The following is a 16,155-nucleotide window of genomic DNA, read 5'->3' on the forward strand; positions in this document are numbered from 1 at the left end:
GTTACGCCTCCCAGCGGCTTACCAGCTCACCGTTGACGTATAGCTCCATCGGACGCGTGACGGGTTCCGGCAGCGGCGGCTCCGGGGAATAGGTGGCGAGCAGGGTACCCTCATTCTGGGAAACCAGGATCCGCTCGGTCAATCGCAGGCTAAAGCTGATATCCGCCGTTTCATCGTCATTTAAGACAATCTGAAAGAGATACCCATTTTTTCGCCCCTCATCGAGGGTAAAAATATCCGGCTGGTTTTCCCGAAGCCAGGCCAGCACCGGGACGAAAATCCCCTCGCTGTACCCGGAAAAACCGCTGACCTTTGCCTTCAGCTCATATTGTTTTTCGAACGAGAGCGACGACGCGAGGCGCGCGTCGATATTACCGCTCCCGACGGACATCTGTAAGCGCTCCGGGTTTGCGCGCAGCTGTGGAACAGCGTCAATTAATGCCTGACGCAGGCTCTTGAGTTTGTGCATCGAGTTTATCCTGACAGTCTTTAATGGTTTCAACCTGCAACGCGCAGGCGATAAGGGCATGCTCAAGCCTGCGAATATCGGCGCTCAGATCGCCGTTGGTAACAGGCTTACTTGCCGGCATCGGGCAGAGGCTCACCTTCGGGCAAGCGTGGTAAACAGCGTGCGGCGGAGGCACAGGCGGCGCGGACGTGCAGCCTGCGGACAGCATCAGGCAGCTGAGCGTGATACCAGCGGCGTAACTCTTCATTTTCATTTACCAGTTTCCCGATAGCCGCTTCGCGCCTTGCCATCTCCTCACCGGCAGCGGCAAGCGCATCGCGGAGCCTGACCTGCGCATTTTCATTTTCTCTGGCCATCCGCTGCATTACGGTGAGCTGATGGTTCAGCGCGTTAATGGTGTTTTTTTGTTCACCGGCGATCTGGCGGGCTTTAGCAAAGGAGCGGGACAGGTTGAGATTCTCATGACGAAACCACAGGGTAATGGCCGCCAGCGCGGCCAGCATCAGCAGGAGAGCTCTCATTCTGCCCCCTTCATGCACCAGGCCTTTTCGCGGGCCCGACGGTTTTCAAGCCCGGCATTCTTCTTCCCGTTGACGTACACCCAGCGGGTCAGCTGATCGCAGGCCTGCGGCCACTGCTTGTGATTGATAAGCGACACCAGCGTCGAACGGCAGGCGGCACCGGTTCCCACGTTAAAGGCAAAACTGACCAGCGCGTCATAGACGCGGGGCGGCATCTCCACCGGCGCGCATGCGGCAAGCCGTTTTTCAACCTTCAGGACGTCGGCAATCAGGTTCGCCGCCGCGTCGCGCTCGGTGATCTCCTTCGTCGGCACGACGCCTGCCGTGTGGCCAATGCCTGACGTCCATACGCCCGCGCTGCACCGGTAGGGCGACAGACGGCAGCCTTCCAGATCGGCGATTAACGCCAGCCCCTCGGGCGAGGTTTGCAGTAATCGAAAGTCAGGCAAGAGCACCGCCAGAGCGAGCACGCTGGCGATGCTGCAACGCTTAATGATTGAGTTCACGAATACTCTTCTTATCGAGGCCCAACGATTTGAGATAGCGCCAGGTTTTTCGCTTAAACCAGTAATTCGTCAGCGCGGTAAAGATGGCGCAGAGGCTTCCCACGTACAGCGCCACTTTTTCAGGAGACATCGCCCCGAACCAGGCCAGCGCCACGGCCAGCCAGTAGGCAATAAACGTGGTGACCTTCTCCAGACTCAGTCCCATAGGTTCACGGATTCTTTTCCGGGCGCGCTATCCACCTCGGGCATGTCTACTGCCGTACCATGGGGTAAAACAACGCCATACTCAGCAAGGCCAGGATTGGCTTTCAGAACGGGTTCGACTACGCCTGCCGTGCGCCCGTAATAACGGGCACAGATGGCATCAAGCGTATCCCCCTGCATTGCATAGATCTTCATCAGACGCTCCAACATCCGGATTTCCAGGTACTGTAGAGTTTCCAGAGCCGGCGCCCTTTCCGCTACCGCTGGCGGATGGACGATCGCGGACACAACAGGCTGACCGCGAGCAACGAGGCGCGGACTGGCTGGAGCAATAATCAGAATAAAGCGCGTAATGCCGGAAAACGATGCAGGGCTAGCGCCAGCTCTCGTCTTCCCAGACTTCCCGAAGAATATTATCTAACGCCTCGCGTTCGGCCTCGCCGTTAACGCCAAGCAGCTCGACGCCCGTCATGGATCCCTCCTTCACCGTCACCCGCGTAGAGGGAAACAGGGGCCTGATCCTGCGAGTAAGCTCGCACTGAAATGCTTCCACGACGGACGGACCAATGTGCTGATCCTTGTCCAGCGTAATGTTGACCCGCACGGTGCCTTCTTTTTTGATTCGTTCTGGAACGGGCGATGCGGAAAAAACAACGGTAAACGCGCTGTTTTTGATTAAGTTCCCTCTCGCAATCTCAGCAATCAAATTCAGGGCAATTTCACGATCTCTCTCCTGACACGTTCCTTCCGTCGTCAGCCGCGCGATCATTTCGACTCGTTCAATCATGACCTGCTCATTCAACTCTCTGTCCACACAACCTCCACCACGAGATACTGTATAAACATACAGTAGCACGTAATCATAAAAAGAGTGAAGCAAAAAATCAGAACCGCGTGCGGTATGTGCATGATATCGATGGAGATTAGCGTGCACGCTGGGTGAGCAGGTCCGTTAAATGCCCAATACGTTCAAGGATTTTCCGCGCCTTTTCCTGATAAGAACGCGCCGCCGGAAAGAGCGATCCGTCAGCTGCGCCCCGGCACCATTTGTCGTTAAAACGGCTCACGCCGCCCGCCATCAGATGCAGGGCCTCCCCACGGCCGATCGCAATGCCCGTAACGAGCCGTATTTCGTCAATCACCCTCTCCGGGACCCCGTTCTGCGGATCCCCCTCATAGACAAAGGGTGCCGATGCGCCGGGCCGGATGCGTTTGATGCGCTCGGTTAATGCCCGTCGCGCACGCCGGTTAAGAGGTTGAGAGAGATCGCTCACCGTACAGTTAATGACAGAACTCCGAGGAGGCACAGGTGCATCCTTCAGCTCAACGGCCCGCTTCGGCACAATTTTCCACTGCGTAAGCCGGGTTAATACCGGGCTGCCCGCACCGACGGCGGAATCGTACACGCCGCGGATGCAAACGGTCTCCTCGCCGTACTGGTTGAATCCGGCGCGCGGCGCATACAGCGTGCGCACCTGTAAATCATCGCGACGCACAAAAGGCCCGCCCTGCGCGGTGACGTAGCCCGCCCAGTCACCGGCGTCCGCAGCGTCATGGACGGCGGCAAATTCGACGCTCAACCCGCGCGCGGCCTCGGTGTCCGCCAGTCGGCGCAGCTCGCGGTAGACCGTTACCGGCGCGCCGCCGATAAACTGAAACTGGCGAATGTGCCAGCGCCCTGCCCAGGCCGACACGGCGCACGCCGTCTCCTTCAGCAGCCCGCCGCCTTCATTATCGGTCTCGCCATCAAGCGCATAGCCGTCGATATTCTTTGAGATGTATTTGGCGATATAGCCGGTAGCGCTGCCTTTTTGCGGATCGATCGCGTCCGCGTGAAAGCGCGCCTGTCTGGCACTTTCGTTCTGCAGCTCAGCGGCATCCTCCTCCCGCGCGTAGTCCCCTATAATCTGGCGTACGCATTCGACGTCTTCCGGCAGCATAAACATCAGCATGTGCCAGTGGGGCGTACCGTCGTGATGGGGTTCCGCAACGCGGATACCAAAAATGCGCCGCCCCTCCCGGTGCAGCTTTGCGCGAATGCGCGCCCACAGGCGGGTGAAGTAGCGTTGCGTATCCGCCGGGCTGGCCCCGTTCCACTTCGCGTTGGGGTAGCCCGATTTCACGGTCGCGTGATACCGCGCGGGGGCGGTTAAGGTATAGAACTCGCCCACGTAGCCCAGCGCCTGGCAGATATTTTCAAACCCGCGAATGCGGGTCATCAGTTCACAGCGACGTATCGCCGGATTGGCCACCGAGCTGTCGTATTTATCAATCAGGCTGATGCGGTTGCCCTCTTCATCTTCCAGCTCCATGCCCTTGAGAAATTCACGGGTGCGGCGCTTCTGCTCGCGCCATTCCGTGACGCAGCGCTTGCTCGCATACGCCGTTCTCTTTTTGCTGACGTTGCCGAGGGCAATCTGCACATGCTCGCGCCAGGCGGCCGCGATCCGACGCAATCGTCCGCGCCACCACGCCTCGGAAAACAGGCGGATCACCGCCGCGGCAACATCATCTTTGTTGAAAAACGTCTTCGACACCCGCTCCCAGTGCGGAGGCGACACGTTGAACTGCCGGGCGATCAGTCCGGCTCGCTGATACCAGACGTACAGCGTCTGGTATTCGCCCATGTCAGCATCGTTAATATTCGCCAGCTCGCCGCGAATAAAGCTGGCGATATCGGCGGCCAGCAGGTCGACATCGGCGCGGGACATATCGGGAAGACGGTTATAGCGGGCAACCAGTTCCACCATGCGCGAGGCAAGGTACTGCAGAAGCCGGGTGTCGAAATGGCCGTCAAACACGGCTCTGGAGACCGCGTCGTGCAGGCCCGGGCAGGCATAGCGTTCAGAGACGCGCTGCAGGCGGGGTAACATCCTGTCGCAGAAGCGGATCAAAAAAGCATTGGCCTGCGGGCTGCCGTGACGCTGTTCGAGGGCGTCAACCGTGCGCCAGACGTCGACACGCACGCAGTCAGGCTGTCGGGAGAGGGCATTTCTTGCCTGCTGTAGCGCCGCGAAAAGGCGATCGCGACGCTGCAGCTGGGCATGGGTAAGGTAAGGGCTAGCAATGGCTGACCGCGGAGCGTTCCACGGATACGCAAATGACGTAGCCAACTCATCCTCCCCGGACGTGTTTATTTTTCATCTCCGCGATCTCCTGGCAGGTGACGCACAGGGCCACGCCGGGCACCGCCATACGACGCGCCTCCGGTATCGGGGCCTCGCAGTCCTCGCAGAGGAAACGCGAAGGCGATGCGGGCCGTCTGCGGGCGTGATGTATGTGCCGCTCTCTGTCTTCCTGCTCGCGCGCCTGCGCAAGATCGATATAATCGGCCATCAGTGCATCTCCTGGGCTTCGCGCTCGTAGCGGGCCGCCTCGTGGCACAGAAGTTCGGCAACGTCTTCTCCGCTCATACCGGTTTTAAAAATATGGCTCGCCAGCGCCTCCAGGCGCAGGGAGACCGCGCGGGCTCGCGCGCATCGTTCCTCAGTTTTTGCCTCCATCAGCAGGCGTTTCAGTTCTTCACTTCCGGTTGAATAAAAGCGGTTTTCACTGTTTCGCATCACGCGTCTCCTTGATTTCAGGCAATAGAATGCCCGGCGGGTTTACGCCATTTGGTTTTTGGTTGGGTTACACCGGCATGGTCAGCCTTTCAGGAAATAAACTCACAACAGCACGAAAATGGTTCATGGCGGTAATCAACGCCCTTTTCTCTTCAGTCGTCAGCTCGCTGATATCGCACTCATGGCGGGCGACGGGCAACCTCGCCAGGAAAAAGATGGCGGCCAGCGCCCTGCTGTTCTCCTCAAAACAGGGATCGCGCTTATCGCGCAGTTCGGCCATAAACTGCGCCAGCTCTTTTCCGCTATCGCTCCCGTATCGGGCGCGCAGTTCAGCAACGTGGTTAAGCCCGCGAAGACGCGCTCCCACGCTAAGTGGAACCCTTGCACGGGCAGCTTCTATCGCCATATCTCCCCTCGCGTAAATTCACCCATAATTTTGCGCTGAAAACGGGCAGAGCACGGCTTTTTCAGCCGTTTGATGATTGCGATTTCAGAAGCCATGCTGCATGATTCCCATTTTGATACTGTCTGCAATCATTAGCCTCTGTTTGCCAACGCCTGCCGCTGATTGCCCGAATTTGTAATGATACTAATACCCAAATGAGTATTAGTAAACACCCAAAGGAATATATTTTGATCTTGGATTCTCAAGTGAATAATGAAGAGTTACTCGATAGAATCTGTCAGGTATATGGTTTCACGCAGAAAATCCAGCTTGCCCGGCACTTTAATATCGCTGCCAGCTCGCTTCAGAACCGCTACGCGCGCGGCACAGTCTCTTACGATTTTGCGGTTCAGTGCGCGCTGGATACCGGCGCCAGCCTTCGCTGGCTGATGACCGGGCAAGGCGCACAGTTTGAAGGTCAGCCAACCGAGGGGGATCCCTTATCGGTTGCGCTATTCACTCTCAGTGACGGAAGGCTGGAGGGAAATACTACTTTGAGTATCGACTCCCATTTCTTCAGCAAGCCGCTCACTCGGGGCGTCGCCGTCCGGGCGGAGGGAAAACTTCACTTCGTTGAAAAAGACGCGTCGTTAACCGACGGGCTGTGGCTGGTCGAGATTGAAGGCACCACCAGCATCCGCGATTTGACGCTGCTGCCGGGGAAAAAACTCCACGTTGCGGGTGGAAAGATTCCATTTGAATGCATGATTGGCGAGATCACAACGGTAGGTCGCGTGGTGGGTGTTTACAGCGAGGTTAACTGATGGCGAGCAGGTACCTGCTCGCCATAAAAAAGCCAACCCCGCATTTCTACGGCGTTGGCCCTGTTTTACCGCACCCGGTTAAAACACGTAACGCATACCCAGCGTAAATTCGTCAGAGACAATATGCGCTTTCATCTGCTCATCTTTTAAGCCTCGCACGTTTGTAAAATTGTTATATCCGCTTTCGATTTTCCCCATATCGATATAGCGATAGCCCAGATCGACATACAGACGCTCAACCGGCGTGTAGCTTATCCCCGCTCCTAACGCGTAGGTCAGATTGCTTTGGGTGGTTGAGCCGTATTCACGGCCAGGGTTGCCCTGCCAGCCGCCCGCTTTAATCTTGCTCACGCCAAGCCCTGCGGTACCGTAAACAGAGACGCCGTAGCCCAGTTCATAATCGCGATAAACGTTGAGCATCAGACGCTCGGCTTCCGTTTGCAGATGGTTGTAGCTGTTCGCGAACGTGCTGGAGCCGCTGGTGTACTCCGTCTTTTGCTTAAAGGTGTATTCACCTTCTGCACGCCAGCCGTTACCGAACTGATAGCCTGCGGCAATCGCCGCGCCATCAAGGTGCTCTTTCTCCTTACCGCCCACAAACTGGCCGACGCCCGGACGCGCGCTGGTATCCATCTCCTTGGCATGCTGTTCAGTTTGCAGGTATTTTGCCGAACCGTAATACCCTTCCTCAGCGTTTGCCGCCAGAACGGTAGCCGGGAGCATCGCAACCGGCAGGGCGACCAGGATAGCTTTCATATTCATCTACGCTCCGTTGAAAAATATTCCGCTCGTCGAACCCTCGTTCGCCGATGCGAGGAAAAACAGTCAGTGAGACGAATCATAAGCAGTCCCGAAAGGGCAAACTATTGGGATGAATACGTGCATGTCCTGGTAGTTTTACGTAGAGATTTGACCCGTTCCTGATGTCATTCAGATTTATTTGAATGCGTAACAGGCTGAGGGAAACGCAGCAGAACGATCGCGCCATCGGTCGGGACTGATTCCAGCTCCGTCACATCCGGCGCGGTATTTTCCGGCAGGCTCAGGCTATCGACCGTAATCCGGTTTACCCGCCATGGCGTCAGGTAGCTCACCAGAAGTTCGCCGCTGGCATTGGTTGTTGAGCCAAACTGGTTATAGAAGCCAATTCCCGGCGTGTCCGGCACGTCCACCAGCGCTGCGGTGCTGCCGAGCTGCTGCCCAAGCGTTACGCCGTCAGCGTGTACCAGAATGCTGCCGCTGGCGTCGGCATGATAATCACGGCGCGTTCCCCCGCGCACCATGCTGAGATTCAGCTCGCCCGCGTTGTACTGATAGCCCAGGCTCGCAGAGAGTTCGTCATTGCGGTGTACGGTATGCGTCGCCTGGAGATCGTAACGCAGGCTGTAATCACTCAGCGCCGACCCGTATACGTTCACCCCATGGCTATCTTCCCCACGGCTGGCGAGCTCGGTGATATAGCCGACATTGCTCGTCGCGCCCCACAGGGATAAAGGCACGCTGATGTTGATCCCCACCGTGGCTTCATCCGGGTTTTTGCCGTAGCGCTCATAGCCGCCGTATACGCTGAAATCCACGTTGCGCAAGGTTGCGTCCAGGCTCAGCGTCACTCCCGCGCTGCCCGCGTCAGGCTCGCGTGACTTTAGCCAGTGCCACGACAGGCTCAGGCTCGCGTCCTCGCCAAAATTTTGATTAAGCTCCAGCTGCCCGCGAAGCGCCCGCCGGGTGAGGTCATCGTCCCAGCCGTACCGGAGCAGTTCAGCCCGCGCGATTTTTTCTTCCAGCGAACGGTACTGCCCGCCGCGCGGATACCACTGGAGCTGAGCGGTGAGGCTGGTTTCGGTCGTGAAAAAGGCTTTGGCATAGCGCAGGCGCCAGACCCTGCCGCGCAGGGTAGATTCATTTTGCGTATAGCGAGCCGCGGTGACATCGCCGGAAAACGCGCCCCACAGCCCTAAGTTTCCGCCAAAGCCTGCGACATGGCTGAAGTAGTGCTCTCCCTGCTGTAGCCCGGCAAACGCGGTGACATGCGGGGCAATCCCCCACGAGAGTGTGCTCTGCCAGAAGCAGTCCTTATCCCTGTCGATACCGTGAAAAGGCCTGTAGCGGCCGGCGGCCAGCTCGTAGCTAAAGAGCCCGTGATGCACCAGATTGGGCATGCTCGAATAGGGCAGCAGGCGGGTACGCTCGGTGCCGTCGCTCTCCTGAATCGTCATTTCCAGGTTGCCGTCCGGGTCCGGTGGATAAAAATCACGAATGGTAAACGGCCCGGGCGGAACGTGAATACGGTAAACGCGTACGCCGTTCTGATGGATGGTCACTTCAGCCTCCGTGCGGGCATAGCCGTTGATCCAGGGGGAATAGGGTCGCCAGCTGTCGGGGTACATCGCCTCGTCGCTGGCGAGTGACGCACCGCGAAAGGCCAGGCTGTCGAAGAGGGTTGAAGAGGTATTGCCGTCGCCAAAGGTCAACCGCGAACGCAGCGGCGTAATGCTGCGCCAGAGCGACATCGCGTTGCTGTACGAGCCGTGGTGGCCCCCTTTTTCACGCCAGAAGGTGTTTTGATAACGCAGCCGCCAGGGCCCCACGTTAAGGCCGTTGTCCAGGCTCAGCGTGGCGTCAGTGCCGGAACGCTCCCAGTCGTACTGCGCCAGGCTATTGTCCGCATCCAGACGATAGTTGATAAACAGCGCGTTGATGCCGTCATCCCAGCGGCTGGTGCTGACGCCATTCTGCTGAGGGCTGATGGCCTCGTCCGGGAACAGGAGCGTCAGGAGCTGCGCCTGCGGGCGGTACCAGTATTTGAGGTTAAACTGCTCCGCAGACTGAGGCGTCAGGCAACCTCTGGCATCCCAGTCCAGACGCGCAAGCACCGCGTTACGCACGCCCCACTCCTCCAGCAGCGGCTGGCTGAGGCAAGGGCCGGAGGCTGCAACATCAAGCGAAATCGCGCCCTTATAGAGGTTATTGAGGATCACCCACGTCTTTTGGCTGCCCGCGCGACTTTCTGCCATCGCGAACAGCAGCATAAAGCAGAAAAGACGGAGTAACGTCATGGTGGCAGGCAGCGCAAAAAGGTGAAGAGGCAGAAGCCTCCTCACCTTTTTCAGATAAAAACGTTATTTCTGAAGGGATGCAAGCGCGGCGCGTGCGCGGTTCAGTTCCTGCTGAATGGTGCTCAGATCGCTCTGTTTTTCTGCCAGCTTGCGCTGATATTTCGCCACTTTCTTGCTGTCACCTTTGGCTTTCGCCTCACGCAGGTCAGCCTGAACCTCGGCAATATCTTCACGCTTCTCGGCCAGCTTTTTCTCCAGCTTCTTCACGTCCTTCTGCGCGTCAGCCAGCACGCTTGCCGGGGTACAGTGCGCTTTAACTTCAGCCAGCGCCTTTTTCAGGCCGTTAACCTTGTAGGTATTACCGTACTGCTGGGCAATACGGATCTCTTTTTCCAGCGCGGCGGCTTTCGCGGAGCAGCTTTCTGCCGCCTGTGCGGAGGTGAACATGCCAACAGCGGCAATAACGGCCAGCGCGGATACGAGTTTTTTCATTGGGATATCTCCTTTATGCGTGAATGTCCTCGAATCAAAGCGTACCCCGGCGGGCAGGACGCTTACGCTGTACGCCCGTCCTCATTCTGCTGTAGGACGGTCTTGCCCGGCTGTAGTCCCGTCTCGCGCCAGTGCTGTAATGCGCCCTTCAGGGCCTGAATATCCTCCTCAAGCTGACGGATACCTTCACGGCTAACGGCCTGCTCCTGCTCAAGGCAGCGAGCTTCCAGCGCCGGCATTCCGAGCAGTTGAATACCGCCCCGCAGCCGGTGCAGCGTTTCGGACAATGGCGTGCCGGGATCGTCTCGCCACAGCGCGATATCGCGCAGCGTCTCCTCCAGCACGGTTATCTGAAGATCCAGAAACGTCGCCAGATGCTTGCCGTCCAGCAGCGCCGCGGGCAGCGTCAGGGAGGGATGAACAACCGCAGGGGAATTCCCGGACGGGTTCAGGGAGGCGAGCAGGTTTTCCAGCGCCGCGAGCGTGACCGGTTTGAAGATACAGTCGCGCATCCCTGCTTCCCGGGCCTCATCCCGGACGGACTCGCGCGCGTCCGCCGTCATGCCAAACACCGCGACGTCCGGGGAACGTTCACTGATGATGCGCGACAGGGTAAAGCCGCTCATTTCGGGCATATTGCAGTCCACGATCGCCGCGTCCGGCCGTCGGGTTGCCAGGCTCTCGATCAGCATTTTCGGGCTGTCGAACTGGATGACGCCATGCCCCAGCCACTCAAGCTGCTGGGCAAGCAGCATCCGCCCAGCCGGATTATCGTCTACCACCATAACGGTCAACGCAGCGCGTTTGCCGGGCGGGACAGAAGCCTTAGCCTCTTTCTCTGGCAGTGCGTCCATGACGGGCAGCCTGAGCGTTACCGTGACCGTAGTCCCCTCGCCCGGCACGCTGTTCAGCGTGAGATCCCCTTCCATCATGTCCGCGAGCTGGCGGCAAATATAGAGCCCCAGCCCGCTGCCCTGAGCCCTGTTGCGGCTCTCTCCCTGGCTAAAAGGCCGGAACAGGCGCCGTTGCGTCTCGTCGTCCATGCCCTCGCCGGTGTCTGCTATCGTCAGCTCCAGCAGCATAAACTCGCCGTTCTGCCATTGCGGCTGCGCGCGCAGCATCACCTGACCGCGGTCGGTGAATTTTATGGCATTACCCAGCAGGTTGGTGACGATCTGGCGAAAACGCATCACGTCTGTCAATACGTCCCCTTTCAGGGCCGCATCTATTTCCAGCAGCAGCTTCAATGATTTCCGGGCGGCCAGCCCCTCAAACTGCGACACGGTGCCTTCTATCAGGTTTCGAAGCGAGGCGCGCTCCGGGCGGAGCACCAGACGGCCGGACGCAATCCGCTCCACATCAAGGATATTCCCGATAAGCAGCAACAGCGACTGCGCCGCGTCCCAGGCAACCCGTATTGACTGCGGGTTTTGCGGGGCATTGTCGGGGCGCTTCATCACCAGCTCCAGCATGCCGATGATGGCGCTGACGGGCGTGCGGATTTCATGGCTCATGGTGGCCAGAAAGGCGCTTTTTCCGCGACGGGCTCGCTCTGCGCGATGCTTCGCCGCGCGCAGCGTCTGAATAAGCTTCCGGATGCGCGCCTGCCGGATTCGCCGCCGACGATAAATCCACCATGCCGCCAGCGCCAGCAGCGCCGTGCCTGCGAGGATGAACGTCACCGCCCACGCCTTCGACAGCGCGGACGCCGACACAGAGGCAAATACATTGCCCGTACTGCCGCCACGCGTCAGGGCATGGAGATCCTCGGGCGGGATGTTGATCAGCGCTTTATTCAGAATGCCGATCAGCGGCCAGGCCTCCCGCGACGCGCCAAACGCAAAGCGCAGCGGCTCGGCATCAATGCTGGCTAATATTTTCAGTGAGGCAAATTCTTTACGGCTGAGCTGGGCATTTGCAATGATAAGCGGCACAACCATCATGTCGTTTTTATCATTCAGCACGCTGTTAAACCCCTGCCACCAGGTATCGACCTTCGCCGTCTGCCCGCTGTTTTGCCTGCCAAGCCAGCCGTCCGGCGCCTCACCGCGCAGGCTTACCACGCGTGGCTGAAGCACCTCCTTTCCGGGAAGCGCGCGCCCAACCATAACCCAGGAGTTATACAGCCAGGTTCGGGTAGTCAGGAGATCCGCCTGCCAGATCCCCTCCTGAGTCACGCCGGCAATCAGCTCGGCCTCACCCCGGTTAACCGCCCTGAAGGCGGCTTCCTGGCTGGGATAACGGCGGATTTCAAAAGTAAACCCGGTGCGCAGGCGCAGCGCGGTCAGAAGATCCGCCAGGATGCCGCGCAGCTGCCCGCGCTCGTTGAAAAAGGCTATCGGGGCATTATCCTGCGCCACCGCGACGCGGATCCGGGAATGTTCTTTGATCCATTTATGTTCGAGCGAGGTATAGGGCGGTGGCTCCTCGCTGAGTGAGAGCGGGATCCCTCCGCTCCAGCGACGGTGGATCTCCACGCCCGCGTTCTCCGGCAGCGCCATCAGCATCTTGTCGAGAATCGCGATCCAGACCGCCATCTTCGGCATCGCGGCGAAAGAGAAACCCGAGGCATCGAACGTGTCCGCCACCGGGCGAATGCTGAGATTGCTTAAAGCAGACTGGCTCGCCAGGTAGCGCGCGGTGATGGCATCGCTGAAGAACAGATCGATTTTGCGAAAGGCCAGCGCCTCCAGCGCATGCCGGGTGGAGGAGAATTTAACGATGCTGGCGCCCGGATAGCGGGCCAGCACCTCGCTGCTGCTGTAGACAGGGGAAACGGCGATCCTTTTCACCGGCTCATCGGGCGAGGCATCGGTGTTAATCACTTCAACCGCAATGTTGTCGCTGTAGGGCACGCTCAGCATCATCCCCTGTTTCTGCTGTTGCCTCCCGGCCTGGGGCATAAAATCGGCCTTGCCTGCCCGCAGCGCGGCCAGGGCATCGTCATAGGTCGGATAGCGCACAACGTCAATCTCGATACCGAGGTTTTCCGCCACCAGCCCGGTGAAATCCGCATTGATACCGCCGTAATCGTTCAGCCCGGTGGTGATGTCGTAAGGGGGCATCATCGGCTCCCAGACCGCCATACGGATTTTGCGATGCTCGCGCACCCAGCGCCATTCGCTGCCGCTGAGTCCCGGCTCGATCACCTTTTCATGGCTACGCGCCAGCAGGCGAAGAGTTGCTTCCTGCTGCGCGGCGCAGGCGGTGAATGCAAGGCAAAAAAGCAGGATAAAGGTAACGGCTCTCACGACTCTGACCCTGGGGTATCAAGAAGATCGAAAAGTTGTTCAAAATGGGCAACGCCGCTTTTTTTCATCATTCGCGCCTTATAGGTGCTGATGGTTTTATTGCTGAGCGCCAGCCGGTCGGCAATCTCCTTGTTGCTACTCCCCTGCTTCAGATAGTTCAGCACCGCAATTTCACGATCGGAGAAACGCGACAGCAGCGCCCGGGCGTCAGGTTTAACCTCAGTAGCCTCTGCGGCTTTCGCGAACGTCTCTTCCGGGAAACAGTGATAGCCGTCCAGCAGCAGCTGACAGGCAGGCTCGACGCGCTCCAGCGCCAGGCTTTTATTGATAAACCCGCTCGCCCCGGCCCTCAGCGTACGCAGCGCGTAGACCCCCGCTGGCTGGTTGGTGTAAACCAGCACCCTGAGCGCAGGAAAGTGGTGCTTGATGCGCGGAAGAAGATCCAGCCCGTCGGCATTTTTGAGCTCCAGGTCGAGGATCAACAGCGACGGCTGCTCCCGGTGCAGCAGCGCCAGCAGGTTCTCGCCGGAGGATGTCGTCACGGTAAAATCCGGATTTTTTTCCAGCAGCACCCTGAGGGCAAAGCAGATTGCCGGATGGTCATCCACGAGCAGTATTTTTGTCATTATTGTTTATTCTTTCCTTAGGCATTAACGGCTCCATAACGCGGTGTATACCATAGCCTATCATGTGATGAATCCGGAGAAGGTTTGTCTGGTTTGAGAATAATTCAGAAAATCCGAGGAAGAGGTAAGCTACCGATACGGCGAATGGTGGGATGATGCAGTATTGCAGTCTCAACTAATACAAAATCGTTATCAATTGTGCATTATTCATAATAATCTTAGCAATGCGCTAAAAATAAAAAAACCTGATATAAACGGGCTGTTTTTAATGCAGATGATCACTAAACCTGCCCCGTAGTAAAAAAGGTTCTGGACACATCAGCCACAAAATCGAAATCCCCCGTCAGGTCACGAGGACGGTTCCAGGGGACAGGCAAAGCAAAGCTCATTTCCCTTTCAAAACAGGCACTTTGAATGCTTTTAATTTTTGTTTTATCGTCCTTACCATCAATTAAGGAGAGCAGAAAATGCTTACCATCAGAATGTATGCTGAGCGTTTTTTCATTATCAACGTCTTCAATATTGATGCTTCCAGTATTTGTCCTGAGCTGGTGAAGCGCATCGCAGACATCTGTCCATAAAGGAGAATCCTTTTTACTATAACCCGTATCTTCGCAAAAAAGGGAAAGCTTCATATTCATCGTTTGTCCTTTAACAATGTTGTTTGCTACGTATTTTAACATGGAAGATGAACAATCCAGAGCAGGATAAAGTGATGTCGCTGGCAAATTACACATTTTAGGATTTTTATTGCCTGCGTTCTGGCTATGCCTGCCCTCTGCTCGCCGATATGAATGCTCTGCTACTGAGCAGCCCAGTAAATAATTACTGGGCTAACAGGAATGTCAATTTATGAAGAAATATTAAATCGCAAAATGCTATTAGCGTTTACGATTATGATTTGACATTGATACGCCATCTAGAACTTACTTTTAATATTTTCGTATTTTTCATTATAACTATCCGCATTGCCAATACCTCTTCCCTGAATAATTTTCACAGTAGCTGAAATAACATTTTTTACTTTTTCATCCTTACTCATCTCAATATAGAGTCTTTCTGATACACCAGACTCTGTCCCACTTATCATGTTAACCACTGGGATATAAGAAGAGGCATCTCTGGAAACATCCGTTTTAGAATAGATAAGCAGAAGGTTACCCTCATCCGTGAACGTCATACCATCAGGATTACCTAATAAATTTATTACTTTCGTTTTATCACTACCTTTTTCTAATTCTGTAAATGCCAAATTACGGGCACTTACATAATCAAGATTATATTTATTAGGATTATGTAAGTCTTTTACAAAGATACCGTGATTTATGACAATATTATCAGGCCCATAGACTACTGAAAGAACTCTATGTGCATAAGTGCCGGTCATGCCGTTCAAAAATCCTGTATATGAAGCAACCGAAAGCTTACCATCAGGGAATGTTTTCTTTAAAGCAGAGCGGGATTCATCTTTTTTTCCAATAACACTGGACAAAGAAGAGACATTTGTTTCTCCATCTATTATTTTTGAATTAATTAAAGCATCACTGTTATTCTTATCAGACAATAATTCACTACCGCCGTTAAATGCAGAGCAAGCAGTCAGTAACATTGATGCTACAGCAACACATAATAGTAATTTTTTTGACATATTTAAATATCCTTAATAAATTTCATCCTAATTTAGAAGGCACCATAATGCCCTCATCCCACAAGGATTCCGAGCAGGTGCTCAGAACCGCTATTACTACTTTTTTCAGTAATACTGATAATCCCTTTGTATTACCCCTTAGTCTTCAGTTTGGTGAATCTTTTGCTGCCGCTGCCCGCTCCCAAAACCACGCCGCCCGGCAGTTTTGTCCTGGCTGGCTACTCATCCACAGGTCGCGTCCGATATCCGCAACGATTTTATCGCCACTCACCTGCGCACTGTTCAGGCTGGCGTCCCGACCGCTTTAGTAAGCGTCGAGGGAAAGATCCCGGCGCAAGAGGCGAAATCTCTATTATCATGATTCCAATAATCGCAACCAATCATCAAAATCATCAATACCATACAAATAATCTCGATCTGAGGAAGGAAGATCTACAGCACCTAAGCTTTGAATCACTTTCCAGGCAACTTGATCTGTGATTCTAATATCATCTGCATCAATAATTGAAAAAGCCCATTGCGCAATATTGGTTCTATCTAGCGCACCCGATTTTAACTTATTAATTACGCTAGCAATTTCATAACGCGATGGAAATATGTTCATACTTAT

At 55.9% G+C, this 16,155-nt stretch carries 20 protein-coding genes and 1 pseudogene; 1 reads left to right on the top strand and 20 read right to left on the bottom strand.

Annotated elements, in window-relative coordinates:
* Position 1 precedes the first annotated feature (1 nt).
* From OWK27_RS07570 to OWK27_RS07620, 11 genes are all read right to left on the bottom strand, one after another.
* On the bottom strand, positions 2-469 hold the full coding sequence (locus tag OWK27_RS07570) for a phage tail protein (RefSeq protein ID WP_267590136.1): 468 nt from the start codon (positions 467-469) through the stop codon (positions 2-4).
* Positions 432-677: an Rz1-like lysis system protein LysC gene (gene lysC, locus OWK27_RS07575; protein ID WP_148418417.1), complete on the bottom strand. Its 246-nt coding sequence runs from the start codon at positions 675-677 to the stop codon at positions 432-434. The genes OWK27_RS07570 and lysC overlap by 38 nt, the downstream gene beginning before the upstream one ends.
* Positions 577-990 carry an Rz-like lysis system protein LysB gene (lysB, locus tag OWK27_RS07580; RefSeq protein ID WP_267590137.1) on the bottom strand — a complete coding sequence of 138 codons (414 nt, stop codon included), beginning with the start codon at positions 988-990 and terminating at the stop codon, positions 577-579. The genes lysC and lysB overlap by 101 nt, the downstream gene beginning before the upstream one ends.
* On the bottom strand, positions 987-1,496 hold the full coding sequence (locus OWK27_RS07585) for a lysozyme (RefSeq protein ID WP_176609445.1): 510 nt from the start codon (positions 1,494-1,496) through the stop codon (positions 987-989). Before OWK27_RS07585 ends, lysB begins: the two co-directional genes overlap by 4 nt.
* Positions 1,480-1,701 (bottom strand): HP1 family phage holin, encoded by a 222-nt coding sequence (locus OWK27_RS07590; RefSeq protein ID WP_020689436.1) that lies wholly within the window; start codon positions 1,699-1,701, stop codon positions 1,480-1,482. Before OWK27_RS07590 ends, OWK27_RS07585 begins: the two co-directional genes overlap by 17 nt.
* On the bottom strand, positions 1,692-1,895 hold the full coding sequence (locus tag OWK27_RS07595) for a tail protein X (RefSeq protein WP_267590247.1): 204 nt from the start codon (positions 1,893-1,895) through the stop codon (positions 1,692-1,694). Before OWK27_RS07595 ends, OWK27_RS07590 begins: the two co-directional genes overlap by 10 nt.
* 178 nt (positions 1,896-2,073) lie before the next feature.
* Positions 2,074-2,514, bottom strand: a complete 441-nt coding sequence (locus OWK27_RS07600; RefSeq protein ID WP_148418413.1) for a DinI-like family protein — start codon at positions 2,512-2,514, stop codon at positions 2,074-2,076.
* 109 nt (positions 2,515-2,623) lie between these two features.
* Positions 2,624-4,813 (bottom strand): replication endonuclease, encoded by a 2,190-nt coding sequence (locus OWK27_RS07605; RefSeq protein WP_267590138.1) that lies wholly within the window; start codon positions 4,811-4,813, stop codon positions 2,624-2,626.
* A 1-nt stretch (position 4,814) separates the two neighbouring features.
* A complete protein-coding gene (locus OWK27_RS07610; RefSeq protein ID WP_148418411.1) occupies positions 4,815-5,036 on the bottom strand; it encodes a TraR/DksA family transcriptional regulator in 222 nt (73 codons plus the stop codon).
* Positions 5,036-5,263: a DUF2732 family protein gene (locus OWK27_RS07615; protein WP_148418410.1), complete on the bottom strand. Its 228-nt coding sequence runs from the start codon at positions 5,261-5,263 to the stop codon at positions 5,036-5,038. The genes OWK27_RS07610 and OWK27_RS07615 overlap by 1 nt, the downstream gene beginning before the upstream one ends.
* A gap of 67 nt (positions 5,264-5,330) precedes the next feature.
* Complete coding sequence (locus tag OWK27_RS07620) at positions 5,331-5,669, bottom strand: DUF5347 domain-containing protein (protein WP_267590139.1); 339 nt, start codon at positions 5,667-5,669, stop codon at positions 5,331-5,333.
* Positions 5,670-5,896: 227 nt separating this feature from the next.
* On the opposite strand from OWK27_RS07620, the gene OWK27_RS07625 reads away from it, so the two are divergent.
* The gene (locus tag OWK27_RS07625; RefSeq protein WP_267590140.1) at positions 5,897-6,472 is read left to right on the top strand and encodes a phage repressor protein CI; all 576 of its coding nucleotides are present in this window, start codon (positions 5,897-5,899) and stop codon (positions 6,470-6,472) included.
* Positions 6,473-6,550: 78 nt separating this feature from the next.
* Here the strand turns inward: OWK27_RS07625 and OWK27_RS07630 are convergent, their stop codons facing one another.
* The 9 genes and pseudogenes from OWK27_RS07630 to OWK27_RS07665 all read right to left on the bottom strand — a co-directional run bounded on the left by OWK27_RS07630 (position 6,551) and on the right by OWK27_RS07665 (position 16,149).
* Positions 6,551-7,234, bottom strand: coding sequence for an outer membrane protein (locus OWK27_RS07630; RefSeq protein WP_267590141.1), 684 nt, complete (start codon positions 7,232-7,234; stop codon positions 6,551-6,553).
* 164 nt (positions 7,235-7,398) lie between these two features.
* Positions 7,399-9,528, bottom strand: coding sequence for a fimbria/pilus outer membrane usher protein (locus OWK27_RS07635; RefSeq protein WP_267590142.1), 2,130 nt, complete (start codon positions 9,526-9,528; stop codon positions 7,399-7,401).
* Positions 9,529-9,591: 63 nt separating this feature from the next.
* Entirely contained in the window at positions 9,592-10,020 is a 429-nt protein-coding gene (locus OWK27_RS07640; RefSeq protein ID WP_267590143.1) for a DUF1090 domain-containing protein, read from the bottom strand.
* Between the two features lie 62 nt (positions 10,021-10,082).
* Positions 10,083-13,271 (bottom strand): ATP-binding protein, encoded by a 3,189-nt coding sequence (locus tag OWK27_RS07645; protein ID WP_267590144.1) that lies wholly within the window; start codon positions 13,269-13,271, stop codon positions 10,083-10,085.
* A complete protein-coding gene (locus tag OWK27_RS07650; protein ID WP_267590145.1) occupies positions 13,268-13,897 on the bottom strand; it encodes a response regulator transcription factor in 630 nt (209 codons plus the stop codon). The genes OWK27_RS07645 and OWK27_RS07650 overlap by 4 nt, the downstream gene beginning before the upstream one ends.
* Positions 13,898-14,178: 281 nt before the next feature.
* On the bottom strand, positions 14,179-14,538 hold the full coding sequence (locus OWK27_RS07655) for a DUF6911 family protein (protein ID WP_267590146.1): 360 nt from the start codon (positions 14,536-14,538) through the stop codon (positions 14,179-14,181).
* 278 nt (positions 14,539-14,816) lie between these two features.
* On the bottom strand, positions 14,817-15,545 hold the full coding sequence (locus tag OWK27_RS07660) for a hypothetical protein (RefSeq protein ID WP_267590147.1): 729 nt from the start codon (positions 15,543-15,545) through the stop codon (positions 14,817-14,819).
* A gap of 145 nt (positions 15,546-15,690) precedes the next feature.
* Positions 15,691-15,837 (bottom strand): annotated as a pseudogene (locus OWK27_RS24360) (hemagglutinin repeat-containing protein); the annotation flags it as partial.
* A gap of 63 nt (positions 15,838-15,900) precedes the next feature.
* Complete coding sequence (locus OWK27_RS07665) at positions 15,901-16,149, bottom strand: hypothetical protein (RefSeq protein WP_047023558.1); 249 nt, start codon at positions 16,147-16,149, stop codon at positions 15,901-15,903.
* Positions 16,150-16,155 lie beyond the last annotated feature (6 nt).

The organism is Enterobacter cloacae complex sp. 2022EL-00788, assembly GCF_026627565.1.
Classification (GTDB): domain Bacteria; phylum Pseudomonadota; class Gammaproteobacteria; order Enterobacterales; family Enterobacteriaceae; genus Enterobacter; species Enterobacter pasteurii.

What these genes read in the sequence shown, in the direction of transcription:
- OWK27_RS07665 (WP_047023558.1), bottom strand. Translation starts at nt 16,149, where the DNA reads ATGAACATATTTCCATCGCGTTATGAAATTGCTAGCGTAATTAATAAG.
- OWK27_RS07660 (WP_267590147.1), bottom strand. Translation starts at nt 15,545, where the DNA reads ATGTCAAAAAAATTACTATTATGTGTTGCTGTAGCATCAATGTTACTG.
- OWK27_RS07610 (WP_148418411.1), bottom strand. Translation starts at nt 5,036, where the DNA reads ATGGCCGATTATATCGATCTTGCGCAGGCGCGCGAGCAGGAAGACAGA.
- lysC (WP_148418417.1), bottom strand. Translation starts at nt 677, where the DNA reads ATGCTGTCCGCAGGCTGCACGTCCGCGCCGCCTGTGCCTCCGCCGCAC.
- OWK27_RS07640 (WP_267590143.1), bottom strand. Translation starts at nt 10,020, where the DNA reads ATGAAAAAACTCGTATCCGCGCTGGCCGTTATTGCCGCTGTTGGCATG.
- OWK27_RS07570 (WP_267590136.1), bottom strand. Translation starts at nt 469, where the DNA reads ATGCACAAACTCAAGAGCCTGCGTCAGGCATTAATTGACGCTGTTCCA.
- OWK27_RS07635 (WP_267590142.1), bottom strand. Translation starts at nt 9,528, where the DNA reads ATGACGTTACTCCGTCTTTTCTGCTTTATGCTGCTGTTCGCGATGGCA.
- OWK27_RS07630 (WP_267590141.1), bottom strand. Translation starts at nt 7,234, where the DNA reads ATGAATATGAAAGCTATCCTGGTCGCCCTGCCGGTTGCGATGCTCCCG.
- OWK27_RS07620 (WP_267590139.1), bottom strand. Translation starts at nt 5,669, where the DNA reads ATGGCGATAGAAGCTGCCCGTGCAAGGGTTCCACTTAGCGTGGGAGCG.
- OWK27_RS07655 (WP_267590146.1), bottom strand. Translation starts at nt 14,538, where the DNA reads ATGAATATGAAGCTTTCCCTTTTTTGCGAAGATACGGGTTATAGTAAA.
- OWK27_RS07615 (WP_148418410.1), bottom strand. Translation starts at nt 5,263, where the DNA reads ATGCGAAACAGTGAAAACCGCTTTTATTCAACCGGAAGTGAAGAACTG.
- OWK27_RS07590 (WP_020689436.1), bottom strand. Translation starts at nt 1,701, where the DNA reads ATGGGACTGAGTCTGGAGAAGGTCACCACGTTTATTGCCTACTGGCTG.
- OWK27_RS07650 (WP_267590145.1), bottom strand. Translation starts at nt 13,897, where the DNA reads ATGACAAAAATACTGCTCGTGGATGACCATCCGGCAATCTGCTTTGCC.
- lysB (WP_267590137.1), bottom strand. Translation starts at nt 990, where the DNA reads ATGAGAGCTCTCCTGCTGATGCTGGCCGCGCTGGCGGCCATTACCCTG.
- OWK27_RS07595 (WP_267590247.1), bottom strand. Translation starts at nt 1,895, where the DNA reads ATGAAGATCTATGCAATGCAGGGGGATACGCTTGATGCCATCTGTGCC.